Origin of the sequence: Aphanothece stagnina RSMan2012 (genome assembly GCF_046764815.1) — a bacterium.
Classification (GTDB): Bacteria; Cyanobacteriota; Cyanobacteriia; order PCC-6307; family Cyanobiaceae; genus NIES-981.
The window spans coordinates 1-24,240 of sequence record NZ_JBKOUC010000012.1; the positions used below are offsets into that span (position 1 = coordinate 1).

At 70.2% G+C, this 24,240-nt stretch carries 23 protein-coding genes, 1 tRNA gene and 1 pseudogene; 18 read left to right on the top strand and 7 right to left on the bottom strand.

Features of this window, described 5'->3' with window-relative positions; all coding sequences use genetic code 11:
• Positions 1 to 256: 256 nt before the first annotated feature.
• From ACLNEE_RS09250 to ACLNEE_RS09260, 3 genes are read left to right on the top strand one after another with little or no spacing between them, the layout of a single operon-like run.
• Positions 257 to 1,078, top strand: a complete 822-nt coding sequence (locus tag ACLNEE_RS09250; RefSeq protein WP_411423784.1) for a HEAT repeat domain-containing protein — start codon at positions 257 to 259, stop codon at positions 1,076 to 1,078.
• Between the two features lie 30 nt (positions 1,079 to 1,108).
• Positions 1,109 to 1,849: a HEAT repeat domain-containing protein gene (locus tag ACLNEE_RS09255; RefSeq protein ID WP_411423783.1), complete on the top strand. Its 741-nt coding sequence runs from the start codon at positions 1,109 to 1,111 to the stop codon at positions 1,847 to 1,849.
• Entirely contained in the window at positions 1,846 to 2,331 is a 486-nt protein-coding gene (locus ACLNEE_RS09260) for a low molecular weight protein-tyrosine-phosphatase (RefSeq protein WP_411423782.1), read from the top strand. Before ACLNEE_RS09255 ends, ACLNEE_RS09260 begins: the two co-directional genes overlap by 4 nt.
• Before the next feature lie 19 nt (positions 2,332 to 2,350).
• Here ACLNEE_RS09260 and ACLNEE_RS09265 read toward each other — a convergent pair whose 3' ends face one another.
• Together ACLNEE_RS09265 and ACLNEE_RS09270 are read right to left on the bottom strand one after the other, a co-directional pair.
• Entirely contained in the window at positions 2,351 to 3,901 is a 1,551-nt protein-coding gene (locus ACLNEE_RS09265; protein ID WP_411423781.1) for a bifunctional pantoate--beta-alanine ligase/(d)CMP kinase, read from the bottom strand.
• Positions 3,902 to 3,989: 88 nt separating this feature from the next.
• Positions 3,990 to 4,271: pseudogene (locus tag ACLNEE_RS09270) on the bottom strand (septal ring lytic transglycosylase RlpA family protein); the annotation flags it as partial.
• Between the two features lie 737 nt (positions 4,272 to 5,008).
• On the opposite strand from ACLNEE_RS09270, the gene purM reads away from it, so the two are divergent.
• Positions 5,009 to 6,043, top strand: a complete 1,035-nt coding sequence (gene purM, locus ACLNEE_RS09275) for a phosphoribosylformylglycinamidine cyclo-ligase (RefSeq protein ID WP_411423780.1) — start codon at positions 5,009 to 5,011, stop codon at positions 6,041 to 6,043.
• 298 nt (positions 6,044 to 6,341) lie between these two features.
• Complete coding sequence (locus tag ACLNEE_RS09280) at positions 6,342 to 6,983, top strand: hypothetical protein (protein ID WP_412007020.1); 642 nt, start codon at positions 6,342 to 6,344, stop codon at positions 6,981 to 6,983.
• Positions 6,984 to 7,035: 52 nt separating this feature from the next.
• On the opposite strand, the gene ACLNEE_RS09285 is transcribed toward ACLNEE_RS09280, so the two are convergent.
• Positions 7,036 to 8,004: an aldo/keto reductase gene (locus ACLNEE_RS09285; protein ID WP_412007021.1), complete on the bottom strand. Its 969-nt coding sequence runs from the start codon at positions 8,002 to 8,004 to the stop codon at positions 7,036 to 7,038.
• 64 nt (positions 8,005 to 8,068) lie between these two features.
• On the opposite strand from ACLNEE_RS09285, the gene ACLNEE_RS09290 reads away from it, so the two are divergent.
• Both ACLNEE_RS09290 and ACLNEE_RS09295 read left to right on the top strand, forming a co-directional pair.
• Positions 8,069 to 8,239 (top strand): hypothetical protein, encoded by a 171-nt coding sequence (locus ACLNEE_RS09290; RefSeq protein ID WP_412007022.1) that lies wholly within the window; start codon positions 8,069 to 8,071, stop codon positions 8,237 to 8,239.
• Positions 8,240 to 8,253: 14 nt separating this feature from the next.
• The gene (locus tag ACLNEE_RS09295; RefSeq protein ID WP_411423776.1) at positions 8,254 to 8,733 is read left to right on the top strand and encodes a hypothetical protein; all 480 of its coding nucleotides are present in this window, start codon (positions 8,254 to 8,256) and stop codon (positions 8,731 to 8,733) included.
• Between the two features lie 4 nt (positions 8,734 to 8,737).
• On the opposite strand, the gene ACLNEE_RS09300 is transcribed toward ACLNEE_RS09295, so the two are convergent.
• Together ACLNEE_RS09300 and ACLNEE_RS09305 are read right to left on the bottom strand one after the other, a co-directional pair.
• Positions 8,738 to 8,920: a hypothetical protein gene (locus ACLNEE_RS09300; RefSeq protein ID WP_412007023.1), complete on the bottom strand. Its 183-nt coding sequence runs from the start codon at positions 8,918 to 8,920 to the stop codon at positions 8,738 to 8,740.
• A 119-nt stretch (positions 8,921 to 9,039) separates the two neighbouring features.
• A tRNA-Cys gene (locus tag ACLNEE_RS09305) sits at positions 9,040 to 9,110 on the bottom strand.
• A gap of 44 nt (positions 9,111 to 9,154) precedes the next feature.
• Here ACLNEE_RS09305 and ACLNEE_RS09310 point away from each other — a divergent pair.
• Together ACLNEE_RS09310 and ACLNEE_RS09315 are read left to right on the top strand one after the other, a co-directional pair.
• Complete coding sequence (locus tag ACLNEE_RS09310; protein WP_411423774.1) at positions 9,155 to 10,423, top strand: lipid-A-disaccharide synthase-related protein; 1,269 nt, start codon at positions 9,155 to 9,157, stop codon at positions 10,421 to 10,423.
• A gap of 28 nt (positions 10,424 to 10,451) precedes the next feature.
• Positions 10,452 to 10,709, top strand: coding sequence for a hypothetical protein (locus ACLNEE_RS09315; RefSeq protein ID WP_411423773.1), 258 nt, complete (start codon positions 10,452 to 10,454; stop codon positions 10,707 to 10,709).
• 12 nt (positions 10,710 to 10,721) lie between these two features.
• Here ACLNEE_RS09315 and ACLNEE_RS09320 read toward each other — a convergent pair whose 3' ends face one another.
• Complete coding sequence (locus ACLNEE_RS09320) at positions 10,722 to 11,396, bottom strand: ribonuclease D (protein ID WP_411423787.1); 675 nt, start codon at positions 11,394 to 11,396, stop codon at positions 10,722 to 10,724.
• Between the two features lie 91 nt (positions 11,397 to 11,487).
• Between ACLNEE_RS09320 and ACLNEE_RS09325 the strand changes: the two genes are divergently transcribed.
• Complete coding sequence (locus ACLNEE_RS09325) at positions 11,488 to 12,039, top strand: cofactor assembly of complex C subunit B (RefSeq protein WP_412007024.1); 552 nt, start codon at positions 11,488 to 11,490, stop codon at positions 12,037 to 12,039.
• A 9-nt stretch (positions 12,040 to 12,048) separates the two neighbouring features.
• Positions 12,049 to 12,942, top strand: a complete 894-nt coding sequence (locus ACLNEE_RS09330) for a hypothetical protein (RefSeq protein WP_411423771.1) — start codon at positions 12,049 to 12,051, stop codon at positions 12,940 to 12,942.
• Here the strand turns inward: ACLNEE_RS09330 and hemF are convergent.
• Positions 12,869 to 13,987, bottom strand: a complete 1,119-nt coding sequence (hemF, locus tag ACLNEE_RS09335) for an oxygen-dependent coproporphyrinogen oxidase (RefSeq protein WP_425625184.1) — start codon at positions 13,985 to 13,987, stop codon at positions 12,869 to 12,871. The two genes, ACLNEE_RS09330 and hemF, sit on opposite strands and share 74 nt — an antisense overlap.
• 112 nt (positions 13,988 to 14,099) lie before the next feature.
• On the opposite strand from hemF, the gene ACLNEE_RS09340 reads away from it, so the two are divergent.
• The 7 genes from ACLNEE_RS09340 to ppc all read left to right on the top strand — a co-directional run bounded on the left by ACLNEE_RS09340 (position 14,100) and on the right by ppc (position 24,230).
• Positions 14,100 to 15,203 carry an Mrp/NBP35 family ATP-binding protein gene (locus ACLNEE_RS09340; protein ID WP_411423769.1) on the top strand — a complete coding sequence of 368 codons (1,104 nt, stop codon included), beginning with the start codon at positions 14,100 to 14,102 and terminating at the stop codon, positions 15,201 to 15,203.
• Positions 15,204 to 15,207: 4 nt separating this feature from the next.
• The gene (gene rodA, locus ACLNEE_RS09345) at positions 15,208 to 16,485 is read left to right on the top strand and encodes a rod shape-determining protein RodA (protein ID WP_411423768.1); all 1,278 of its coding nucleotides are present in this window, start codon (positions 15,208 to 15,210) and stop codon (positions 16,483 to 16,485) included.
• 16 nt (positions 16,486 to 16,501) lie between these two features.
• Positions 16,502 to 17,854 carry a sensor histidine kinase gene (locus ACLNEE_RS09350; RefSeq protein ID WP_411423786.1) on the top strand — a complete coding sequence of 451 codons (1,353 nt, stop codon included), beginning with the start codon at positions 16,502 to 16,504 and terminating at the stop codon, positions 17,852 to 17,854.
• A 127-nt stretch (positions 17,855 to 17,981) separates the two neighbouring features.
• Positions 17,982 to 18,413: a photosystem I reaction center subunit II PsaD gene (gene psaD / locus ACLNEE_RS09355; protein WP_411423767.1), complete on the top strand. Its 432-nt coding sequence runs from the start codon at positions 17,982 to 17,984 to the stop codon at positions 18,411 to 18,413.
• 116 nt (positions 18,414 to 18,529) lie between these two features.
• Complete coding sequence (locus tag ACLNEE_RS09360) at positions 18,530 to 20,047, top strand: anthranilate synthase component I family protein (protein WP_412007025.1); 1,518 nt, start codon at positions 18,530 to 18,532, stop codon at positions 20,045 to 20,047.
• Complete coding sequence (gene gshA, locus ACLNEE_RS09365) at positions 20,044 to 21,234, top strand: glutamate--cysteine ligase (RefSeq protein ID WP_411423766.1); 1,191 nt, start codon at positions 20,044 to 20,046, stop codon at positions 21,232 to 21,234. Before ACLNEE_RS09360 ends, gshA begins: the two co-directional genes overlap by 4 nt.
• Positions 21,231 to 24,230, top strand: a complete 3,000-nt coding sequence (ppc, locus tag ACLNEE_RS09370; RefSeq protein ID WP_411423765.1) for a phosphoenolpyruvate carboxylase — start codon at positions 21,231 to 21,233, stop codon at positions 24,228 to 24,230. The genes gshA and ppc overlap by 4 nt, the downstream gene beginning before the upstream one ends.
• Positions 24,231 to 24,240 lie beyond the last annotated feature (10 nt).

Below are 24,240 nucleotides of genomic sequence, written 5' to 3' on the forward strand. Positions count from 1 at the left end.
TGTCATCGCCAACAACTACATCGACTACGCCATCGCCGCCCTCGTCTGAAATCCCTCCTCAAGGGTTCTTACCTCGGCTCCTCTGGCCCCCGCTCGGGGGCCTTTTTCATGACCTGTCATCATCCAATCCTCAGCCTGTCCGCACCGCCCCAGCCCCCATTCCCGCGCTGGCGGTGATCCTTCATGGCTGCATCTGACCCCTATGGCGGCTTCTGATCCAAGAACTTCGGCGGCCTCGACGGCAGGGGCCCCACGGATGGACTCAGCCGCGGGCCCAACCACGGGCTCGCCCATCAGTGAGACGGAGGCGCTCGAGCGACTCCGCCAGAGCGAGGATCCCTCCCAGCAGTACTACGCCGCCTGGTGGCTCGGGCGCATGCGCAGCCAGCACCCCGACACCATCCCGCTGCTGCGCATGGCCCTGCGACAACGGCGCCCACGGGACCCGGGAGCCGGGGTGGAGGAGAACGCCGTGGCCCGGAACGCCGCCAGGGCCATGGGCAAGCTGGGGCCGGCGGCCGAGACGGCCATTCCGGACCTCCTCGACACCCTGGAGGACCCGGATGACGGGCTGCGGGAGGCGGCGGGCCGGGCCCTGGGAGAACTCCGCGCCGCAGAGGCGGTGGAGGCCCTCTGCCGCCGGCTGGCGAGTGGTCCGGCCGGCGCCGGCGCCCTGCAGCCGAACAGCCCGCGGCTGGTCGAACCCTGCGAAGCCCTGATCGAGGCCATCGGCGAGATCGGTACCGCCAGCCCCGAGGTGATCGGCGTGATCCAGCCCTTCATCGAGCACCCCCGCCCCCTGATCCGCAGCGCCACGGCCCGGGCCCTGCTCCAGCTCACCGGGGAGGAACGCTGGGGCCACATCCTGGTGGAGCTGCTGGGCCATCCCCAGCTGCAGGTGCGCCGCGCCGCCCTCATGGACCTCGGAGCGGCGGGATGGCGCCGGGCCCATCAGGCCATCAGCGCAACCCTGGCGGAGAACAGCCTCAAGCTGATCGCCCTGCGGGGTCTGGTGGAGCGGGGCCACGGTGACCCCGGGGAGGAGGAGCTGCTGGCCTGCATGGACGCCCTCCTGTGACCTCCTCTTGATGACCCTGCAGCTGTGAGCATGAACCTTCGCCAGAACCGCGCCCCCATGGAAGAAGAGGCCGTCGAAGGAGAGGCCATGGAAGGAGAGGTCTTGGACAGCCAGGAGAGGAACGGCCCAGCCCCTGCCGTGGATCTGGGGAGCTTGATCGCCGCCGTCCGGGACGCCGACGACAGCCTCGCCCTGGTGGTGGCCACCCGGGAGCTGGCAGCCAGCCGTCAGCTGGGGGCCGCCCCCACCCTGGTGGAGGTGCTTGGGTTCAACAACCCCGGCGCCGCCGTGACGGCGGTGGAGGGCCTGATTGCCCTCGGCCCTGGAGCCGTCGAAGCGCTGCTCCAGCTGGATGCCCAGAACTACGGCGCCAGGGCCTGGGCCGTGCGGGCCCTGGCCGGCATCGGGGATGTGCGCGGCCTGGACCTGTTGGTGGAGGCCCTGGGCACCGACGTGGCGGCGAGTGTGCGGCGGGCGGCGGCCCGGGGGCTGGGCCAGCTGCGGCTGGAACCCCTGGAGCAGCAGGAGCGCCTCCAGGTGCGGCAGCGCTGCCTGGACGCCCTGCTGGCGGCCACCCACGACGGCGAATGGGTGGTGCGCTACGCCGTGGCCGTCGGTCTGGAATCCCTGGGGCACGGCCAGGTCAGGGACTCCCCGGCCTGGCAACGCGGCCTCGAGGGCCTGCAGGCGCTCTGCAGAGCGGCTGAGGAGAATCCCCCCGTGGTCTGCCTGCGGGCAGAGTTGGCCCTTGCACGCCTGCGCCGCCCTTGACGGAACCGACCCGCGTCCTGTTTGTCTGCCTCGGCAACATCTGCCGCTCTCCCGCAGCGGAAGGGGTGTTTCGCCATCTGCTGGCCCGGGAGGGTCTCGAGGAGCACTTCGAGGTGGATTCGGCCGGCACCGGCGGCTGGCACAGCGGCAAGCCGGCCGATGCCCGCATGCGCGCGGCGGCCCGGCAACGGGGCATCGATCTGACCAGCCGGGCCCGCCAGATCACCCTGGGGGATCTGACCGGCTTCGATCACATCCTCACGATGGACCAGGACAACCTGGCGAGCGTGCGTGCCCTCGCCCAGGAGTTGGGCGGCCGCCCCGGGCTTGCCAGGATCGAGCCCCTCACAGCCTATGGCCGACGACTGCGGGCCGAGGAGGTGCCGGATCCCTACTACGGCGGGCCGGAGGGTTTCGAGCATGTGCTCGACCTGCTCGCGGACGCCTGCGTGGGACTGCTGGAGCACCACCGCCCGGGGTGACGGCGCCCCAAGGCCCGTGTCAGGGCTGCGGGTCCGGATCCGGCCAGGCATCGTGGGGCACCCGGTCACGGAACAGATCCACCAGGGCCTGGATCACCGCCTCGATGGCCATGCCGTCGGTGACCAGCTCCACCGCATCGTCGGCCATCCGCAGGGGGGCCACGGCCCGGGTGGCATCACGGTGGTCCCGCTCGGCGATCTCGGCCTCGAGGACCGGCTGGGATGGGACGGCAAAGCCACGGGCCTCGAGGTCCTGCGCCCGGCGCCGGGCCCGCTCGGCCACCGTGGCGGTGAGAAACACCTTGAGGTCGGCGTCCGGGAAGACAGCCGTGCCGATGTCCCGTCCCTCGGCCACCAGTCCGCCGCGGGAGCCCATGGCCTGCTGCTGAGCCGTGAGGGCGTCGCGCACGCAGCCGTGGGCGGCCACGGCGGAGACCTGCGCCGTCACCTCAGGGCTGCGGATCGCCTCGGTGACGTCGTGGCCATTGATGCAGACCTGCTGGGCCCCCTCCGCGGCCGCGGAGATCTGCAGATCGAGGCCGGCCAATGCCGCCGCCACGGCCTCCGGCAGGGCGGGATCCGCCCCCAGGTGCTGCACCCACCAGGTGACGGCGCGGTACATCGCCCCGGTGTCGAGGTAGATCAGGCCGAGACGTCGGGCGAAGGCGCGGGTCACCGTGCTCTTCCCCGCCCCGGCAGGGCCATCAATGGCAACGATCGGCGAACGGCTCATCAGAAAGGTGTGATCGATCAGGCGACCCGGGCCGCATCGGACGGCGCTCGCCAGCAGACACAACCCTGCCACCCGGTCGACGGGCTCCAGACTATGGGCCATCACCAGTTCGGCGTACTCCACCTCCAGCCCGGCGGCCTCGAGACGCTGCCGCAAGCCCCCGGTGATCGCACCGCCAGGCAGGCCGGACTGGCTGGACGCGATCTTCAGCGCCCTTGGCAGGGCCCCGGCCTGGGTCCGCTGGTCGGCGGAGAGGTAGCGGTTGCGGGAGCTGCAGGCCAGCCCATCGGCCTCCCGCACCGTGGCACAGCCCTGCACCTGCACGGGCAGCCCCAGATCGCGCACCACCCGGCGGAGGATCACGAGCTGCTGCCAGTCCTTCTCCCCCAGCAGCAGGCGCTCGGGGCGGATCAGGGCCAGGAGGCGGACCACCACGGTGGCCACCCCCTCGAAGTGGCCCGGCCGCAGGGGGGCGCAGAGAGACCGCCGCAGTGAGGACGGCGGCTGGACCCGGGTCAGGCCCGCCTCCCCCGCCGGATAGAGCTCAGCCGCCTCCGGCGCGAACAACGCCGCAGCGCCCGCTGCGGCAGCCACCCCTGCATCGGCATCGAGGTTGCGGGGGTAGCGCCCGAAGTCCTCCTGGGGACCGAACTGGAGCGGATTCACGAAGACGCTCACCAGCACCACGGGCTCCCGGCCCGCCACCGGTCGGGCTGCGGCATGGATCAACGCTTCATGCCCTTGATGCAGGGCACCCATCGTGGGAACGAAGTGGATCGGAGCCTCCTGCCGCTGCCGCCAGGCAGCGAGGTCGTGGCAGGTCAGGAGCAGGTGCACGGACGATCCCTGGGGACATGAAAAAACCCACCCGCCAGATTGGCGGATGGGCGGTTCAGCCAGACAGCCAGCCGTGCTGGGCTGCGGATCAGCGCAGGACTTCGAGCTTCACCTGGGCGACGCCACTGGCAGTGAGGCCAACCTCGGAAGCGGCGCCATGGGCCAGGTCGATCACCCGGTTGCCGTGGAAGGGCCCCCGGTCGTTGATCCGAACCACGGTGGTGCGGCCGTTGCGGAGGTTGGTGACCCGCACCTTGGTGCCGAACGGGAGGGTGCGATGGGCCGCGGTGAGGGTGCCGCGTCGGAAGACCTCACCGTTGGCCGTGCGGTTGCCATAGAAGCCGGGGCCATACCAGCTGGCCTGACCCTGGATCACCTTGACGACCCGAGGAGAGGGTGCCGGTGCTGGGGTGGGGGCGATCCGCACCGGAGGAGCCACGGGCTGGGGGGCGTCCTCGACGGTGGGGACCAGCTCGGTGTCGCGGATGGCGACCCGGGTCCCGGTGGGAGTCCCGGCGGGCTCGAGACCTGCAGCGGGGAGAGCGAGCTCCCGGGTGGTCGCGAGGGCGGAATCGGCGATGGCGGGAACCAAGGCGCTGCCGGAGAGAAGCAGGGCAAGAGCCCCTAGCGAGAAGGTTCGGCGCATAACGGGCGAAACTCGCTGGAGACCAGCAACCACCCCTTTGGGGATGGCTCACCGGCGTTGGATTCGCTTGGGCTCTTATCCGGGCTCCAGAAACTCCAGAAGATCTGGTGTTCCGGAGCCGGTGGAATGGGGCCACTCAGGAAGCGAATTCGCCTGCGGAGTTCCTGACGGGAATAACGACGGCGCAAACCTAACTGGATCAGACAGGCAATTTGGTGAGCAACGCAACAGGCAGCACCGATCAGAAATGGTCATCACACCAGACTCACAAGGCCCCAGCAGGGCTCGAGGCGCTGGAGCCGGCGCCGATCAATCAGGCAACCCAATGGCCTCCATAAGGCACACTGATTGCCGCATGTGCCGATCGACGGATTGACCACTTGCGCGGCGCCTGTCTGGTGGGGCAGCGGCCGGCCCGTGGCGTTGGAGGATCGTTGCCAGCCTGGATCGGGACTCGAGCGATGGATTACCGCACTGCCGGCGTCGACGTGGTCGCAGGCCGCGCCTTCGTGGAGCGCATCCGCAGCAGCGTCGAGGCCACCCGGCGCCCTGAGGTGGTGGGCGGCCTTGGGGGCTTCGGGGGCCTCTGCCGCCTGCCGTCAGGCCTGCGGGAGCCCCTGCTGGTGTCCGGGACCGACGGGGTGGGGACCAAGCTGGAGCTGGCCCAGGCCCATGGCCGGCACCACGCGGTGGGAATCGATCTGGTCGCCATGTGCGTCAACGACGTCATCACCAGCGGCGCCGAGCCCCTGTTCTTTCTCGACTACATCGCCACCGGCAAGCTCAGCCCCGAAGCGATGGCCGAGGTGGTGGAGGGCATCGCCGACGGTTGTCGCCAGAGCGGATGCGCACTCCTGGGGGGCGAAACCGCCGAAATGCCGGGGTTCTACGGACCCGGTCGCTACGACCTGGCGGGATTCTGCGTGGCCGTGGTCGAGGCGAGCGCCCTGATCGACGGCCGCTCCATTGCGGCAGGGGACAGGATCATCGGCGTGGCCAGCAGCGGTGTGCACAGCAACGGGTTCAGCCTGGTGCGCCGGATCCTCGAGGCCCGGGGTGTCGGCACCGCGACCCCACTGCCCGGAGGGGACGCCCCCCTCATCGACACCCTGCTGACTCCGACCCGGCTCTACGGAGCCCTGGTCAGGTCCCTGCTCCAGGCGGCCGTGCCCATCCGGGGCATGGCCCACATCACCGGAGGGGGATTGCCGGAGAATCTGCCCCGCTGCCTGCCGGACGGGGTCCAGGCCCTGCTGAATCCGGCCAGCTGGGAGCGTCCCCCGGTGTTCCGCTGGCTGCAGGAGGCCGGGGATGTCCCCGAACCCGACCTCTGGAACACCTTCAATCTCGGGGTGGGTTTCTGCCTGGTGGTGCCTGCCGATGCCCTGACCCTGGCGCTGGCGACCTGCAGGGAGGCCGGCTACGAGGCCTGGCCCCTGGGCGAGGTGGTGACCCGGCAGCCAGGCGATCCGGTTCTGGTGGGTCTGCCCAGCTGACGGAGGGCTGCGTCAGATTGGATGTCCCAAGGCCCGGCGGGTTGGCTGGCAGCCGTTCCCACGGCATCACGGCATACAGTCCGCAGTCGAGAGACGAGGCCTTGACGGGAGGAGGTGGCGTGCAATGAGGTGTGCAACCGCTTTTCGAACCCGATCACCGTCCTTGGCCGTCGCCCTCCTCCGGCACCGCCCCCAGCACCGTCGTCAGCCTCGCCACCCGCCTCGCTGACAGCCCAGGGCCCGAGCCAGCGCCGTTGATGCCCAGCTCTGAACGTGGTTTTCGCCTGAGTAGTCCCGCATGAATAGTCCCCAGACCTCCCTGACCTCCGGCCAACGCATCACCCGGCGCCGCAGTTCGGCCGGCCCGGTTCCGCCCGCCCGGCCAAACCGTCCGCGGGATCCCGTCCCCGCCGCCCTGCGGGGCGGCATGCGGCCCACGTTCCTCACCCTCCGGGACCATGGCAAGGTCTACGTCGCTGACCTGCCGCGACTCTCCGACGGGCAGCTCGCCCATATCGCCAAGGAAGTGCACGAGGTGCTCGACAGCCTGCGCAGGCGCCTGGCCGAGCTGGAGGCCCGGACCGCGCTGACCCCGGCGGAGCAGGACACCCGCATCCGCGCCAACACCAAGCGCGAGGTGACGGAGCGCTTCATCCGTGCGATCGAAGAGGAGCAGGAGCTGCGCAGCAACAATCCGGCTCTGCGCGCAGCGGCCGGCGAATCCCTCGCCCGGGTCTTCATGGAACTGGCCCGCCACCGTCTGCAGGGGGCCACGTTCGATTCGCTCCTGCAGGAGGCCCTCCAGGCCTGTGGCCCTGAGGCCGCGCCGTCGCTGGCGGCGATGGAGGAGCTGGGGGATCCAGGCAGCCTGGCGGTCAGCCCCCTGGTGCGGCCCCAGGCGATGCCGGTGGTGCTCACGCCCGAGCCCGCCGCCTCCTGAGGCCGGCCGGCGGCCGCTCGGCCCAGCTCAGGCCTCCGGCCCAGGAGAGCGCTCAGGCGCTGGTGAAGGGATTTCCGGGCATGCGCCGGCGCAGCTGCCGGGCCTGACGGTCCAGGGCGTCCCGTGCCGCAGGCTCGAGCTGCCAGCAGAGGGCTTCCGCCACCCCCTCGACCTGCTCGGGGCTCCGCAGACCCGGGATCGGCATGGCGCCGTGGGAGCGGCACCAGTTCAGCGCCACGGCGGCCAGTGGGGCCCCATGGGGAGCCGCCACCGCCGCCATGGTCGCCAGCAGCGGCGCCACCTCCGGCGCCAGCCGACGGAACAGGGCTCCCCGGGGACCACGGGGGACGGACTCACCAGGGCCGCGGCCGAGCAACCCCAGGGCCAGGGGGCTGTAGGCAATCAGCTCAATCCCCAGCTCGCGGCAGACCTCCACGACCCCACCCGGCTCGATCCCTCCCGGACAGAGCAGCGAGAACTGCACCTGCAGGCTGGTCAGGGGCACGCCCCGCCGAGCCAGCTGGCCATGGATCCGGCGGAGGCGCTGCGGCCCCATGTTCGAGACCCCCAGGGAGGACACCTCACCCCGGAGCACCAGATCCGCCAGGCCATCGAGCAGGGGCCCTTCCTGCCAGGGGGCGTAGCGGGAGGTGCTCCAGTGCAGCTGCACCCGATCCAGCTGGCCCTGCAGGCGCTTCCGGGAGGCCGCGAACGCTCGCGCGAAGCCCTGCCGGCCCAGGCGCCAGGGGAAGGGCGCCAACTTGGTCGCCAGGCACAGCCGGGACCGCTGGGCAGGGTCGAGGCCGGCACAGAACCGGCCCAGCAAGGTTTCACTGCGGCCGTTGAGGCGGCCCGTGCCGTAGGAGTCCGCCGTGTCGAAGAACCGCAGCCCGAGCTCCACGGCGCGGCGGAACGTGGCCTCCAGCTGCCCATCCTGGCTGGGGTCATACCCCCAGAGGAACTGGTTGCCCCACGCCCAGGTGCCCACGCCGATGCCCGGCAAGCCTGCAGAGGCGGGCAAGACGGGCGACGACGGGGGTGAATGCGCCATGGTGAAACGGTCTGCCTGCTCCGATGCGGCCACTATGAGCACCCTGCCCCCACAGGCCCCGACCACCCCGTTCGTCCACCCCCCGTGCTCCTCCCCTTCCCAGCCGCAGCCCGGCAGCGATCCGGTGCTCTGCGGCCACTGCGGCCGCACGGCCAGCAATGGCATCAGCTGCCAGGGCCACTGCGTCGCCGACTCGGGTTACTGACGCTGCCCTGGTTCGTGCTGGGCCTCCTCGGGGTGCTGGCGCCGGCCTCGGCCGAGGGCTACGGACGCTGGGAGGCCGAGACCAACACCTGCACCTTGCGGACCGAAGCCCAGGCCCCGGACAGCGGCGCGAGACCCCAGACCTGCCGGGCGATCAGGCTGGAGCAGAACCTGGAGGGCATGCTCACCGTGCGGTTCCTCTCCACGGGGGTGGCAGAGGATGTGGCGGTGGAACAACTGATCTTCGTGGGCCAGCTGGCCACGGGCCAGGAACCGATGCGCTGCAACCGCGAAGCCCGCTGTGATCCCCAGTGGCCCACCAGCCTCACCGTGACCACGGTCGCCGCGAGCCGCTACAGCCCCCGGGGCCTGCTGATCAGCCTGCCGCGAACGCACCTGGCCCGGGGTTCATGCCGGCTGGAGGAACGGCAGCTGCGCTGCGAGGCCAGGAGCACCAGCGGTGGTGCCAGCTGGGAGGCGGAAGCGAGGCGCTAGCCCTTCAGCGCCCCCCCATCACCTCGGACTGGGTCTGGGACCCGCTCTGGTGGCCGTCGAGATGGCGCTCACACGCCCCTGCCGGGGAAGCCGAGAGGGCGCCAGCGCCCGCCATGGCCACGACGATCAGACCGGCGAGCACACGGCCCCGGCGGACGGCTGGGAAGCCGGGATGGGCTGGACGCATGGCTGGAGAAGCCGACATGGCCCTGAAGCTAGACATCCGACCGGCCATGGTCAGCCTGGTGTGCGGCAATGTCGGCGTTGAAGGACCGTTGAGGGGAGAAATGAGGCAGGAAAGAAGAGAGGCGGCACCCAGATTCGAACTGGGGGTAAAGGATTTGCAATCCTCTGCCTTACCACTTGGCCATGCCGCCGGCCAGGGATCAAACTCCCGTGAGCGGATCGTATCAGCCATGGCATGCCCCCCCCGCTGCTGGTCCTGAGCAACGGCCACGGGGAGGATGCCATCGCCCTGCGGCTCGTGGAGGCGCTGCACCGCCGGCTGGCCGGACTCGAGATCGCCGTGCTGCCCCTGGTCGGCGAAGGGCAGAGCTTCGCGTCCGCGGAGGAGGGCGGCCTGGTGCGCCGGGTCGGTCCGCGGCGCTCCCTGCCCAGCGGCGGATTCAGCAACCAGAGCCTCAGCGGGCTGAGGCGTGATCTGGCGGCCGGACTCCCCCAGCTGAGCTGGCGGCAGTGGCAGTGGGTGCGGGCATGGGGCCGCAGCGGCGCCCCCGTGCTCGCGGTGGGAGACCTGCTTCCCCTCCTGCTGGCCTGGGCCAGCGGCGCGCCGTTCGGGTTCATCGGCACACCGAAGAGCGACTTCACTTGGGCGTCGCCGCCTCCGCCGGGCTGGGGAGCCACTCCCCTGGCGGACGGCTATCACGCCTGCAAGGGCAGCGAGTGGGATCCCTGGGAGTGGCGGCTGATGGGCCACAGGCGCTGCCGCCTGGTCGCGGTGCGCGATCGGCTCACGGCCCGGGGGCTGCGGCGTCGCGGGGTGGCGGCCCTGGCTCCCGGCAACCCCATGACCGACGGTTTCGAGGCGGCCGATGCTCCTCCGGCCTGGCTCGCCCGCCAGCAGCGGCTGCTGCTGCTGGCGGGAAGTCGGATGCCGGAGGCCCTGGAGAATGCGGCCCGGATGCTGACAGCCCTGGAGCAGTGGCGGCCCCAGGGACCGACGGCCCTGCTGGTGGCCAGCACCTCCCGGCCAACCGCCACCGAGTGGCACACCCTGCTGACCGCAAGGGGTTGGCGTCCCCTGCCCCCGGACCCCGAGCGGGCCGGCACGGGTGCCGACAGCCGCTGGGGCCGTGGGCCCCTCACCCTGCTGCTGGGTTCGGGCTGCTTCGGCCGCTGGGCCCGCTGGGCGGAGCTGGGCCTGGCCACCGCGGGCACGGCGACCGAACAGCTCACCGGGCTGGGGGTGCCGGCGCTGTCGCTGCCTGGCCCGGGGCCCCAGTTCAAGGCGGGCTTCGCCCGCCGCCAGAGTCGCCTGCTGGGGGGCGCGGTGCAGCCCTGCCATGGCTCGGCCGAACTGGTCGAACAGCTCAGCCGCTGGCTGGCAGATCCAGGCCTGCGCGCACGGCTCGGCCGGATCGGCCGGCACCGCATGGGCCCGCCGGGAGGCAGTGATCGCCTGGCCGAGCTGATCGAGCAGCGGCTGCTGCGAACCGACCGACTGGGATGATGCCCCTCATTCCCGAGGGTCTCCACCGATGGCCGGCATCCAGGATCGGGCTTACACCATCGCCTGCAGCCGCCTCGCCAGCGTCCTGGGGGTGAGTCTGGCCTCCGCTCGCCGCAAGGTCGACGTCCAGGCCGCCGCCGCCGGAATACGGGACGGGGCGGACAAACTGGCCCTGGCCGAGGAGATGCTGGCAGCGGCCAGCAGCGGCAGTGCCTCCACCCACGAACTGCTCTCCTCCCTGCTGGAGGCCGTCGGCAACGACGAACACTTCATGCTGGAGGACTGAAGCCTGCCCCGCTCAGCGGTTGCCGCCGCTGGAATGCTCGAACAGCAGCGGGAAGCGTTGCCGGTCCAGATCGGCCAACACCGGCAGGCAGCGGAAGCAGCGCTGCGCCAGCTCCCAGCGCTCCTCGCGGCGCAGCATCGTCTCCAGCCGGTCGCGGGCCGGGAGCAGGTAGCGCACATCCCCGGCGGCGTAGGCCAGCTGTGCCTCGCTGAGGTCCTCCACCTGCCCCCAGTCGGAACTCTGGGCCCGCTTGTCCAGTTCAACCCCCACCAGCTCCTGCACCACGTCCTTGAGGCCATGGCGGGGGCTGTAGGTGCGGCCCAGCCGGCTGCCGATCTTGGTGCAGAAGATGGGATCCACCGCCATCCCGAGGTTCTCGGCCAGGGCTGCCACGTCGAAGCGGGCGAAGTGGAACACCTTCTCGATGGCGGGGTTCTCCATCAAGGCCTGGAGGAGGGGAGCCCGCTGCTGACCACGGGCCAGCCGGATGCAGCAGACGTTGTCGGCGTCATCGCAGATCTGCACCAGGCAGAGCCGATCGCGGCCATGGATCAGGCCCATCGCCTCGGTGTCCACGGCCAGGGCCCGCGCTCCGGCATAGAGGGCGGCCCATTCCGCATCGAGATCACCGTCGAAGACGGCGAACCGGGCCGGCTCGGGCAGGTTGCTGGGGGGGGCGGCAGTCATGGCGAGGGAAGGGCACAGGGGTGGAACCGGGTCCATGTTGGACGCCGCCCACCGGAGCCTCCCCGCAGAATGGGTTGAGTTCTGCAGCTCCATGAATCCCACCGGCTCCACCCTGGTCCTGACCCTGCTGCTCGCGGTGGGGCTGGTCTTCTTTCTGCGGGCCGCCAGCAAGGACCGCACCACCACGGTGGAGGTCCGCTCCTCCCGTCCTCCCCTGGAGGTGCTCGAAAGCCTGAGCAGCTGGCTTCAGCAACGGGGCTGGACGGCAGAGGAGACCAACCCCGAGCACCGCAGCCTGCGCTTCCGCGGCCAGGTCCGCTCGAGCGCGCTACTGGCCGGTCTCCTGTCGCTGCTGGGGGGCGTGGGAGCCGGCTGCCTCGGCCTGGTGGTGCGGCAGATCGAGCCCGCCCTGGGCTGGTGGCCCCTGATCCTGGTGGCCCTGGGCCCCCTGGCAGGGGTGCTCTACCGGCGCCGGGCCGCACGGGCCGAAACCGTCGAACTGCGCCTGATCAGCCATGACCAGGCCACCGGCAGCGCCCTGCGGCTGCGCGCCCACCGGGACGAGCTGATCGCCCTGGAACTGGAGCTCGGGCCGAAGCTGGGGCTGTTCAGTGATGCCAATCTGCTCAGCTCACCCATCTAGCGGATCGCCATGGCCCACCCCAGAGCCCTGCTGCTGATCGGCCTGGCCGCCCTGCTGAGCGTGCCTGGAGCGATCGCCCGCGCGCCGATGCTGCTGGATCCCGATCCGCTCACCGGCCCCCGCAGTCGCCTCAGCCGCAACAAGGACTGGGTCGGCCTGCGGCCCCTTGCCGCGGGCACCGAGATCCTGGTGATGGCCGGCCATGCCGACTCCCAGGGCATCGCCGGGGCCGGCACGGCCGGCGAGGCGGTGGATCGGCTGGGGGCACGCCCGATGCAGCCGGGGATCCGCGACGAGCTGTACTGGAATCTCGTCACCGCCCGGGCCGTGGTGGCCCTGGGGCGGCAACGCGGCCTGGCGATCCGGCTCTATGAGCCCCCCGTGCGCACCATCGCCGACGGCGACGACCCCCGCACCAACTGGAGCGTGGGCAAGGCCCATGCCGCGGCGGGAGGTTATGCCCTCGAGATCCATTACGACGCCTACGGCCCCGATGGGGTCGGCTCGGGGTTGATCCCGCCCCTGCATCGCCAGCCCAGCCGGCTCGATGAGAGCCTTGCCCTCGCCTTCGGCTCCTATCCGCTGCACTACCGCGAGGGTCTCGGGGCTCCCCGCCGCGGGATCGCCATCCTGGAGATCGGCAAGCTGGAGGGAGCCCTCGAGCGCACCCTCCGGGACCCCTCCCGCCGCGACGCCGCCGTGGAGGCGATCGCCCGCCGGGTGGTGGAGGCCCTGGAGCAGGGCCTGGATCGCGGGCCGGGGAGATTTCCGGCCCAGCCCGTGGGAGCGGGATCGATCCCCACCGCTGCTGCAGGGCTCAGGCCGCTCGTCAGTGCACCGCCTGGTGCGGAGCGCAGCGCCCCTCGAGTGCCGGGTCCTCCAGCCAGTCCTGAGGCCGAGTGAACAGATCGGTGAGCAGGGCTTCGCGGCTGCCGGCCTCGGGCTGGTAGCCGTACTCCCAGCGCACCAGGGGAGGAAGGGACATCAGGATCGATTCGGTGCGGCCATTGGTCTGGAGGCCGAAGATCGTGCCGCGATCGAACACCAGATTGAACTCCACGTAGCGCCCGCGGCGGTACAACTGAAACTCCCGTTCCCGATCGCCGTAGGCGAGACCCTGGCGCCTTTCGGCGATCGGCACATAGCTGGGCAGGAACCCATTTCCACAGGCACTGGCCAGCTGGAACAGCTGCTCCCACCCCTGGGCGATCGGGCCGAGCCTCCGACTCACCGCCGCGGCTGGCCCCTCCGGATCCTGGCCCTTGTAGAGCACACCACGGGGATCCTGGTAGTCGTAGAAGATCCCCCCCACCCCGCGGGTTTCCTGGCGGTGTTTGAGGAAGAAGTATTCGTCGCACCAGGGTTTGAACACCTGGTAGTACGCCGGATTGACGCTGTCGCAGGCGGCCTTGAGGGTGCGGTGGAAGTGGCGGGCATCCTCGAGGAACGGGTAGTACGGGGTGAGATCGGCGCCACCGCCGAACCACCACACCGGACCGGCCTCGAAGTAGCGGTAGTTGAGATGGACGGTGGGGATGTAGGGATTGCGGGGGTGGAGCACCATCGAGGTGCCGGTGGCAAACCAGTTGTGACCGCGGGCCTCGGGTCGCTGACTGAGGATCGACGGGGGCAGCTCCGATCCCTCCACTTCCGAGAAGTTGACGCCCCCCTGCTCGAAGACGCGGCCCTCCTTCATCACCCGCGAGCGGCCACCGCCACCCTCGGGCCTCACCCAGCTCTCCTCAGCGAAGCGACCCTCGCCATCGACCGTCTCGAGACCCGCGCAGATGGAATCCTGCAGCCCCATCAACAGGGCCCTGGCCCTGGCGCGGGAGTCTGCCGGGGGAGCCTCCAGCGGCGACGCCTCGGCTTTGCCGCCGGCGAGACTGCTGTCCCCTCGCGTCAACAGGTCCTTCTGCATCGCACCGCGCCCGAACGGCGCCTCCAATCAGGTTCACCATTTCAGCCTGACGGACCGCTTCACAAGTGTTCGAGAGGCTCTGTCACGGCAGTCACCCCGGTGAGGACACCTAGGATCGGCCTCCCTGAACCCTGGTTGGATGGCCACTGCTGAGCAGGCCCAAGCCGCCCTCACCGCCGTGAAGGACGCCGGCAGCGGCCGCAACCTGCTCGAGCTGGGCTGGATCCAGGAGCCGCGCCTGCAGGGGCAGCGGGCCGTGATCCGCCTCGCCTTGCCCAGCTTTGCCCAGAGCCAGCGCGACCGCATCGTGGCCGAGGCCCGCGAGGCCCTGCTCAGCCTCGAGGGGATCGATGACGTGCAGATCGAGCTGGCCCAGCCCGCCGCCGCGGCCTCGGCTGGAGCCCCGATCGGGGCGGCCGGTCATGGTCCTGGAGGCCACGGCCAGCTGCCGGAACGCCAGCCGATCCCGGGGGTGCGGCAGGTGATTGCCGTGAGCAGCGGCAAGGGTGGCGTGGGCAAGAGCACGGTGGCCGTGAACCTGGCCTGCGCCCTGGCCCGCACCGGACTGCGGGTGGGCCTGCTGGACGCCGACATCTACGGCCCCAACGCCCCCACCATGCTCGGCGTGGCCGACCGCACCCCGGAGGTGCGCGGCGAAGGCGCCGGCCAGGTGCTGGTCCCCATCCCCAGCTGCGGCATCGCCGTGGTCTCCATGGGCCTGCTGATCGACGCGAACCAGCCCGTGATCTGGCGGGGGCCGATGCTCAACGGCATCATCCGCCAGTTCCTCTATCAGGTCGACTGGGGCGAGCGCGATGTCGTGGTGGTGGACCTTCCACCCGGTACGGGCGATGCCCAGCTCACCCTGGCCCAGGCCGTGCCGATGGCCGGCGTGATCGTGGTGACCACCCCGCAGGAGGTCTCCCTCGCCGACGCCCGCCGCGGCCTGGCGATGTTCCTCCAGATGGGCGTGAACGTGCTCGGGGTGGTGGAGAACATGAGCGGGTTCATTCCTCCCGATGCCCCGGAGAAGCGCTACCCGATCTTCGGCAGTGGCGGCGGCGCCCGGCTGGCTGAGGAGGCCGGGGTTGCCCTGCTCGCCGAGCTGCCCCTCGAGATGCCCGTGCGGGAAGCCGGGGACAGCGGCCGCCCGGTGGTCATCGCCGAGCCCGACTCAGTCACGGCCAGGGCCTTCCTCGATCTGGCCGCCAGGATCGCCACGCTCGCTCCGGTGGCCGCCTGAGCGGATGCTGAGCCTGCCGCGGCGCGGCCGGGGACTGTTCTCCGGCGGCCCTGGGGTCCGACGCCGCCCCCTCGCCGACGTGGACTGGCTCCTCTGGGGCATTCCCCTGGCCATGGTGCTCGTGGCCGGCATCCTGATCGCCAGCACCCAGCGCCAGGCCGACTACGCCGACTGGTACCAGCACTGGGTGACCGGAGCAGTGGGGATGGGGCTGGCCCTGCTGCTGGCCCGGATGCCCCTGGAGCGGCTGCTGCCCTTCAAATGGGTCATCTACGGGGCCCTGGTGGCCAGCCTCGTGGCGGTTCGGATCGTCGGGGTGAGCGCCCTGGGGGCCCAGAGCTGGATCAACATCGGCGGCTTCTATGTGCAGCCCTCCGAATTCGCCAAGCTTGGAGCGATCCTCCTGCTGGCCCAGGTGCTGGCCCGCCATCCGATCGAGCGCCCGGTCGACCTGGTCCGTCCGGTGAGCCTGATCGGTCTGCCCTGGCTGCTCGTGTTCATCCAGCCTGACCTCGGCAGCTCCCTGGTGTTCGGGGCCGTGCTGCTGGTGACGCTGTTCTGGGCCGGCATGCCCGGAGCCTGGGTGGTGCTGCTCCTGTCGCCGCTCGTGAGCGCCATCGCCGCGGGAACCCTGCCCTGGCTGCTGATCGGCTGGATCCCCCTGGTGGGATGGCTGGCCTGGAGCTCTCTGCCCTGGAAACGGGTGGTGCTGGCTGTCAGCGTGGCGGTGCAGGGGCTGTTCGCCGTGCTCACCCCGTGGCTCTGGGAGCACGGCCTGCGGCCGCACCAGCGCGACCGCCTCACCCTCTTCCTCGACCCCGGCCAGGACCCGCTGGGGGGTGGGTATCACCTGTTGCAGAGCACCGTGGGCATCGGCAGTGGCCAGCTGTGGGGCACCGGACTGATGCAGGGCTCCCTCACCAAACTGCGCTTCATTCCGGAACAGCACACCGATTTCATCTTCAGCGCCCTCGGCGAGGAGACCGGCTTCATCGGCTCGGTCCTGGTCGTGGTGGGCTTCGTGCTGCTGATGTGGCGGCTGCTGCAGATCGCCGGCCGTGCCCGCACCGATTACGAGTCGCTGGTGGTGGTGGGCATCGGGGCGATGCTGATGTTCCAGGTGGTGGTGAACATCAACATGACGATCGGCCTCGGTCCCATCACCGGCATTCCGCTGCCGTTCCTGAGCTATGGCCGTTCGGCCATGCTGATGAATTTCATGGCCCTGGGGCTCTGCGCCTCAGTGGCCCGGCGCGGCCGTTCGTCCCAGAGCCGCTGGTAGGGAGCTGAATGTCTTGGTGAGCCTCGCCCAGCTGAAGCGTTGCCTGGCCGAGGGAGTGCCCGCGGGATCCAGCAACGAGGACGGGGTCCGTCGCCAGTGGTGGGCGGCCCTGGCCACGCTCCAGGAAGACTTTCTCCTCCCCCGTGGAAACGTTTCGGGCCTCTGGCTGGCGGCGCCTCTGCCGGCGCTCTACGAACCCGCGCTGCTCCAGCGCCTGCAGGGCTGGGTGTGGAGCCCGGCCCCGCTCGACGAACTGCTGCCCTCCACCGCCCCCCTGTTGCCGGGTTCGGCACCCGAGCCGCTGAGCGGCGGGGGGTTTCAGCGTCTTCCCCTGGAGCCGGAGGATGGCAGCGATCCCCTGCTGCTGCTGATCACCCCGGGGCTCCAGGTGGCGCTCTGCCTGGACGGCCCCCCCAACGCCCGCCGGCTGGTGGTGCGCTTCGATCCCGAGGTGCTCTCCACGGCCCTGTCGCTGATCCACCAACGGCTGGAACGCACCGACAGCGCCGCCGCCCAGGGCCTGCGCGACGCTGTGCAACGCCTCGGCCCCCTCCACAGCGACCCATCCCTCGGCACGCAGTTCTGGCCCCGCCTGGCGGACCGTCTGGCGACCATGGCGCCGAGCCTGACCCTGCAGCCCCTGGTGCATGGGCCCCGGCGGGAGACGCCCCAGGCGGTCAGCAGTGAGCTGGCCCTGCTCGAAGCCCTCACCCACGAGGTGCGCACCCCGCTGGCGACGATCCGCACCCTGATCCGCTCGCTGCTGCGACGGTCCGATCTGCCCGCCGTGGTGCGTCAGCGCCTCGAGCAGATCGACGGGGAATGCAGCGAACAGATCGACCGCTTCGGCCTGATCTTCCTGGCCGCCGAGCTGCAGCGCGAGCCCGGGCAGCAGCCGGGCCAGGCGGGTCCGCCGCTGGCCCGCACCGACCTGAGCCAGCTGCTGCGGGCCCTCGAAGAGCTCTGGGGGCGCCAGCTGGCGCGGCGTGAACTGGTGCTGCGCCTCACCATCGCCGAGGGCCTGCCGCCGGTGCTGAGCGATCCGGCCAGGCTCGAAACCATGCTCGGCGGGCTGATCGACCGCTTCAGCCGCAGCCTGCCGGCCGGCAGCACCGTGCATCTCTCCCTGCAGCCAGCGGGGGCGCGGCTCAAGCTGCAGCTGAGCAGCGAGGGGACGGCGGCGGGATTCGCGGGCACCGACCACGAGGCCCAGCGGCGTCACCTGGTGGGCCCGGTGCTGAGCTGGAATCCCGCCACCGGGAGCCTCCAGCTCAGCCGCCAGGCCACCCAGCAGCTGTTCGAACGCCTCGGGGGGCGGCTCACCGAACGCAGCGGCAGCGGCCTGACGGTGTTCTTCCCAGCCTGCTGAACCGGCCCGGCACGCTCAGCCCGGCCGGTTTGTTGACGGGTGTGAAGAGTGGGGGACTCGGGCCGAGGGGGCCAAAAACGCGGTGCTAGTTTCCCGCTGAACCAGTCTGCCGACACCTGAATTAGCCATGACAGCAACGGCGCTGAGCGGTCAACTTCCCAAGTACATCGGCAGCACGGGCGGGCTGCTCAACGCCGCTGAAACCGAAGAGAAATACGCCATCACCTGGACGAGCTCCAAGGCTCAGGCCTTCGAGCTCCCCACGGGCGGCGCTGCCGAGATGAACGAGGGCGAGAACCTCATGTATTTCGCCCGCAAGGAGCAGTGCCTGGCCCTGGGCACCCAGCTGCGCACCAAGTTCAAGCCTCGGATCGAGGACTACAAGATCTACCGGATCTACCCCGGCGGCGACACCGAGTACCTGCATCCCAAGGACGGTGTCTTCCCCGAGAAAGTCAACGAGGGACGTCCGATCGTGGGACACAACCCCCGCAGCATCGGTGCCAATGTGAACCCCTCGACCCTCAAGTTCACCGGTAAGAACACCTTCGACGCCTGAGCCCCACCTGAGCCCTCCCGGTTGTCGTCCAACCAACTCCTATAAAGGCGGGGCCCGGCGCCCCGTTTTTTTTGCCTGCCGGTCCTCCGATGTTGCAGTCCGATCGCCCTGCTTCCATGGCCCCTGGCTCCATGGACCAGGCCTTCCGCGATCAGGTGGCGGCAGGCAAGACCTTCATCCCGCTCTGGAAGCGCTGGCCTGCGGATCTCGAAACGCCGCTGACCACCTGGCTCAAGGTCGGCGCCGCCAGTGCCCATGGGGTGCTGCTGGAATCGGTCGAGGGGGGCGAGCGCATCGGCCGCTGGAGCTTTGTGGTCAGTGAGCCGCTCTGGACCCTCACCAGCCGGGGGGAGCAGTCTGTGCGGGAGTGGCGCGATGGCCGGCAGGAGGCCCTCAGCGGCAATCCCTTCGACCTGCTGCGCCGCTGCCTCGAGCCCCTGAGCAGCAGCCCGATCCCCGGACTGCCCCCGGTGGGCCACCTGTTCGGCTTCTGGGGCTACGAACTCATCCGCTGGATCGAGCCGAGCGTGCCCGTCCACCCCCGCGCCGATGGAGCCCCGCCGGATGGCTGCTGGATGCTGGCCGACAGCCTGCTGGTCTTCGACCAGGTGAAGCGCCAGATCACCGCCATCGCCTACGCCGATCTCAGCGGCGGCGAGGACCCGGCCACGGCCCACGCGGCCGCGGCCAACCGCATCGCCGCCCTGGAAACCCGCATGCACGAGCCCCTGCCCGCGGGGGTCACGCCCCTGCAGTGGCATGACAGCCAGTCCACCGAGATCAAGGCCACCAGCAACCGCAGCCGGGCCGATTTCGAGTCGGCCGTGGAGCGGGCCCGGGACCATATCGCCGCCGGGGACGTCTTCCAGCTCGTGCTCAGCCAGCGGCTGGAGAGCCGGTTCAGCCGGGATCCCTTCGAGCTGTACCGCAGCCTGCGGATGGTGAACCCCTCCCCCTACATGGCCTTCTTCAATTTCGGCGACTGGCACCTGATCGGCTCCAGCCCTGAGGTCATGGTCAAGGCGGAACCGGTGGCCGGAGGGAGCATCCAGGCCTCCCTGCGGCCGATCGCGGGCACCCGACCGCGCGGCGCCGACGAGGCGGAGGACCGGGCCCTGGAGGCCGAGCTGCTGGCGGATCCGAAGGAACGGGCCGAGCACGTGATGCTGGTGGACCTGGGCCGCAATGACCTGGGCCGGGTGTGCCGGCCGGGGACCGTCCGGGTCACCGATCTGATGGTGATCGAGCGCTATTCCCATGTGATGCACATCGTCAGCCAGGTCGAGGGTCTGCTGGCCCCGGACAAATCGGTGTGGGATCTGCTGATGGCGGCCTTCCCGGCCGGCACCGTGAGTGGCGCCCCGAAGATCCGGGCCATGCAGCTGATCCATGACCTCGAGCCCGATGCACGCGGGCCCTACTCGGGGGTCTACGGGGCCGTGGACCTGGGCGGCGCGCTCAACACCGCCATCACCATTCGCACCATGGTGGTCCAACCGACCGCCGATGGCTCCTGGCGGGTCCAGGTGCAGGCAGGAGCCGGCCTGGTGGCCGATTCCCGCCCAGCGGCGGAGTATCAGGAGACCCTCAACAAGGCCCGAGGCATGCTCAAGGCCCTGGCCTGCCTGGAGTGAACCAACCCGACGCGCCACAGACGACCACGGTCGCCCCCCTGCTGCTCAAGGGCTTCGAAGTGGAGCTCTACACCGGCCGCCGTGATGGCACGGTGGTGGGCTGCTCAGCAGAGGCCGCGGCAGCCCTGCAGGGGTTCGTCACCGAGCCGGACCACCGCAACCTGGAATACATCACACCCCCGGAGGCGAGTTACGCCCGCCAGCTCAGCCTGCTGCTCGAGCCGCGGCGACGCCTGCGGCGCTGGCTGCAGCAGCGGGACCTCACCCTGCTGCCCGGCAGCACCCTCAGCCTGGGGGACAGTGGCCACTTCGAGCGGTCCGACCCCGCCAACCCCTACCACGACTACATCGAGCAGACCTACGGCACCCGTGTGGTGACGGCCAGCGTCCACATCAATCTCGGACTCACCGCCATGGAGCCGCTGTTTGCCGGCCTGCGGCTGCTGCGCTGTGAGGCCTCCCTGCTGCTGGCCCTCAGCGCCAGCTCCCCCTTTCTCGACGGCGCCGTCACCGGTGCCCACTCCCAGCGCTGGCTCCAGTTCCCCCTCACACCCGCCGAGGTGCCCCTGTTCCTCAGCCACGGGCACTACGTCGACTGGATGGAGCAGCAGCTGCAGCGCGGCACCATGCAGAACGTGCGGCATTTCTGGACCTCCGTGCGCCCCAACGGGGAAGACCGCCCCTACGGCCTCAACCGGCTGGAGATCCGCATCTGCGACCTGGTCAGTGACCCGGTTCTGCTGCTGGCGATCACGGCCCTGGCGGAGCTCCGTGTGCGGCTGGCCCAGAACGACCCCGAGCAGTGGGACCCTCTGCGGGCCAGCCGGCTGGACACCGATGAGCTGGCCCGCCTGGCCGACGCCAACGACCGCGCCGCGGCCCGGTCCAGCCTGGACGCCACGCTGCGCCACTGGCGCGACGGCACGCCGATCCAGGCGCGCGCCTGGCTGCGGCAGCTGCTCGAGGAGGTTGCCCCCCTGGCCGCGGCCTTCGGCCTCACGCCGGTGATCGAACCGCTGGAGGCGGTGCTGGAGCAGGGCAACCAGGCCATGCGCTGGCTGGGCCGTCACCGGAACGGTGAAACGATCCGTGCGATCGTGGCCGACGAGGTCAGGGTCATGGTGGAGCAGGAGGATGAACTCGCCGCCATGACGGGCACAGACGCAGCACTGGGCCTTTTGGGATGATCCTCACCACCAGCGACGACCGACCAGCCTCCATGCGGCAGTTCGTGCCTCCCGTCGTCGAACCCTCGCAGCGGGCGACCCGGCTGCTGGGGGAGCGGCTGGAGCTGGTCGAGGACCTTTGGGAAACGGTGCTGCGCAGCGAGTGCCCGCCGAGCCACGCCGAGCGGCTGCTGCGCCTCAAGCAGCTCAGCGATCCCAGCGAATCCGGCACCGCGGTCGCCGACACGGCCGACGCCATCGTCCAGTTGATCCGGGAGATGGACCTGGCCGAGGCCATCGCCGCGGCGCGGGCCTTCTCGCTTTACTTTCAGCTGGTCAACATCCTCGAACAGCACATCGAGGAAGACAGCTACCTCGACAGCCTCAAGACGCTGCCGGAGGCGGCCTCCAGCGATCCCTTCCTGCCACCCCTCGCCAGCCAGACCGAACCGGCCACATTCCGGCAGCTGTTCGAACGCCTGCGCAACCTGAATGTTCCGCCGGCCCAGATCGAGAACCTGCTGCGCAATCTGGACCTGCGCCTGGTGTTCACGGCCCACCCCACCGAAATCGTGCGGCACACCGTGCGCCACAAGCAACGGCGCGTGGCCACCCTGATCCAGACGCTCGAACAGGGCAGCGGACTCAACCGGGTGGAGCGGCAGAGCCTGCGGCTCCAGCTGGAGGAGGAGATCCGGCTGTGGTGGCGCACCGACGAACTGCACCAGTTCAAGCCCACCGTGCTCGATGAGGTCGACTACGCCCTCCACTACTTCCAGCAGGTGCTCTTCGAAGCCATGCCGCTGCTGCGCCAGCGGATCCGCTCGGCGCTGCTCGACACCTACCCCGACGTGGAGGCCCCCCGCGACTCCTTCTGCACCTTCGGCTCCTGGGTGGGGGCCGACCGGGACGGCAACCCGTCGGTGACCCCGGAGATCACCTGGCGCACGGCCTGCTTCCAGCGCCAGCTGATGCTGGAGCGCTACATCAAGGCCGTCGGTGAACTGCGGGACCAGCTCAGCATCTCGATGCAGTGGAGTCAGGTCAGTCCGGCGCTGCTGGAATCCCTGGAGATGGACCGGCTCCGCTTCCCGGAGATCTACGAGGAACGGGCTGCCCGCTACCGCCTCGAGCCCTACCGCCTCAAGCTGAGCTACGTGCTCGAGCGGCTCCGGCTCACCCATGGGCGCAACCAGCTCCTGGCCGATGGGGGCTGGGAATCGCCCTGTGACGGCCTCGCCACCCTGCCCGCCTCGATCGGCAACCTCAGCGGCTCACCGGTGCAGGAGCTCCACTACGGAGCAGTGGATGAGTTCCGCACCGACCTCGAACTGGTGCTCCAGAGCCTGGAGAGCACCGGCCTGAGCTGCGAATCGCTGCAGCACCTGATCAGCCAGGTGCAGATCTTCGCCTTCTGCCTGGCCAGCCTCGACATCCGCCAGGAGAGCACCCGCCACAGCGACGCCCTCGACGAGCTCAGTCGCTACCTGCAGCTGCCCGTGCCCTACGGGGAGATGGACGAGGAACAGCGGGTGGCCTGGCTGCTGGGCGAGCTGCAGACCCGGCGGCCCCTGCTCCCACCGGCAGCCAGCTGGACCCCCACGACGGCCGAGACCTTCGCGGTGCTGCGCATGGTGCAGCGCCTCCAGCAGGAGTTCGGCACACGGATCTGCAGCACCTACGTGATCTCCATGAGTCACACGGTCTCGGATCTGCTGGAAGTTCTGCTGCTGGCCAAGGAGGCGGGTCTGGTGGACCCCGTGGCCCAGCGCTCGAGCCTGCTGGTGGTGCCGCTGTTCGAGACCGTCGAGGACCTCCAGCGCGCTCCGGAGGTGATGGCCCAGCTGTTCAGCCAGCCCTTCTACCGCCACCTGCTGGCCAGCGGGGAGACCGGCCAGCCCCTTCAGGAGGTGATGCTCGGCTACTCGGACAGCAACAAGGATTCCGGCTTTCTCTCCAGCAACTGGGAGATCCACAAGGCCCAGATCGCCCTGCAACAGCTCGCAACCGAGCACGATGTGGCCCTGCGGATCTTTCACGGCCGGGGTGGATCCGTGAGCCGCGGTGGTGGGCCGGCCTACCAGGCGATCCTCGCCCAGCCCAACGGCACCCTGAGCGGAAGGATCAAGATCACCGAGCAGGGGGAGGTGCTGGCGTCCAAATACTCCCTGCCCGAGCTGGCTCTCTACAACCTCGAGACCCTCACCACCGCGGTGCTGCAGAACAGCCTGGTGAGCACACCGGTGGACAACACCCCCAGCTGGAACGAGCTGATGGGGCGGCTGGCGGCCCGCTCCCGCGACTTCTACCGGACCCTGGTGCATGACAACCCCGACCTGGTGGCCTTCTTCCAGCAGTGCACCCCGATCGAGGAGATCAGCAAACTCCAGATCTCCAGCCGTCCGGCCCGTCGCAAGAGCGGCGCCAAGGATCTCTCCAGTCTGCGGGCCATTCCGTGGGTGTTCGGCTGGACCCAGAGCCGCTTCCTGCTCCCGAGCTGGTTCGGGGTGGGGGCCGCCCTGCGGGATGAGCTGGATCAGGATCCCGAGCAGCTGGAATTGCTGCGCCTGCTCTACCAGCGCTGGCCGTTCTTCCGGATGCTGATCTCGAAGGTGGAGATGACCCTCTCGAAGGTCGACATCGACCTGGCCCACCATTACGTGCAGGCCCTGGGCCGGCCCGAGCGCCGTGAGGCCTTCGAGCAGATCTTCGCCACGATTGCCGCGGAGTTCGATCTGACGCGCGATCTGGTGCTGGCCATCACCGGCCATCAGCGCCTGCTGGACAGCGATCCCGCCCTGCAACTGTCGGTGGATCTGCGCAACCGCACCATCGTGCCCCTGGGGTTCCTCCAGGTCGCCCTGCTGCGGCGGTTGCGCGACCAGAACCGACAGCCCCCGATGAGCGAGGCTGCCACCGGCAGCGGCGATGGCCGCACCTACAGCCGGAGTGAACTGCTCAGGGGCGCCCTGCTCACCATCAACGGCATTGCCGCCGGCATGCGCAACACCGGCTGACCCCTCGCAA

Bases quoted from the DNA above. Each gene is read 5' to 3' on its own strand.
- ACLNEE_RS09250 (WP_411423784.1), top strand. From the start codon at position 257: ATGGACTCAGCCGCGGGCCCAACCACGGGCTCGCCCATCAGTGAGACG.
- ACLNEE_RS09255 (WP_411423783.1), top strand. From the start codon at position 1,109: ATGAACCTTCGCCAGAACCGCGCCCCCATGGAAGAAGAGGCCGTCGAA.
- purM (WP_411423780.1), top strand. From the start codon at position 5,009: ATGGATTACCGCACTGCCGGCGTCGACGTGGTCGCAGGCCGCGCCTTC.
- ACLNEE_RS09280 (WP_412007020.1), top strand. From the start codon at position 6,342: ATGAATAGTCCCCAGACCTCCCTGACCTCCGGCCAACGCATCACCCGG.
- ACLNEE_RS09290 (WP_412007022.1), top strand. From the start codon at position 8,069: ATGAGCACCCTGCCCCCACAGGCCCCGACCACCCCGTTCGTCCACCCC.
- ACLNEE_RS09300 (WP_412007023.1), bottom strand. From the start codon at position 8,920: ATGCGTCCAGCCCATCCCGGCTTCCCAGCCGTCCGCCGGGGCCGTGTG.
- ACLNEE_RS09310 (WP_411423774.1), top strand. From the start codon at position 9,155: ATGCCCCCCCCGCTGCTGGTCCTGAGCAACGGCCACGGGGAGGATGCC.
- ACLNEE_RS09315 (WP_411423773.1), top strand. From the start codon at position 10,452: ATGGCCGGCATCCAGGATCGGGCTTACACCATCGCCTGCAGCCGCCTC.
- ACLNEE_RS09320 (WP_411423787.1), bottom strand. From the start codon at position 11,396: ATGACTGCCGCCCCCCCCAGCAACCTGCCCGAGCCGGCCCGGTTCGCC.
- ACLNEE_RS09325 (WP_412007024.1), top strand. From the start codon at position 11,488: ATGAATCCCACCGGCTCCACCCTGGTCCTGACCCTGCTGCTCGCGGTG.
- ACLNEE_RS09330 (WP_411423771.1), top strand. From the start codon at position 12,049: ATGGCCCACCCCAGAGCCCTGCTGCTGATCGGCCTGGCCGCCCTGCTG.
- ACLNEE_RS09340 (WP_411423769.1), top strand. From the start codon at position 14,100: ATGGCCACTGCTGAGCAGGCCCAAGCCGCCCTCACCGCCGTGAAGGAC.
- rodA (WP_411423768.1), top strand. From the start codon at position 15,208: ATGCTGAGCCTGCCGCGGCGCGGCCGGGGACTGTTCTCCGGCGGCCCT.
- psaD (WP_411423767.1), top strand. From the start codon at position 17,982: ATGACAGCAACGGCGCTGAGCGGTCAACTTCCCAAGTACATCGGCAGC.
- ACLNEE_RS09360 (WP_412007025.1), top strand. From the start codon at position 18,530: ATGGCCCCTGGCTCCATGGACCAGGCCTTCCGCGATCAGGTGGCGGCA.
- ppc (WP_411423765.1), top strand. From the start codon at position 21,231: ATGATCCTCACCACCAGCGACGACCGACCAGCCTCCATGCGGCAGTTC.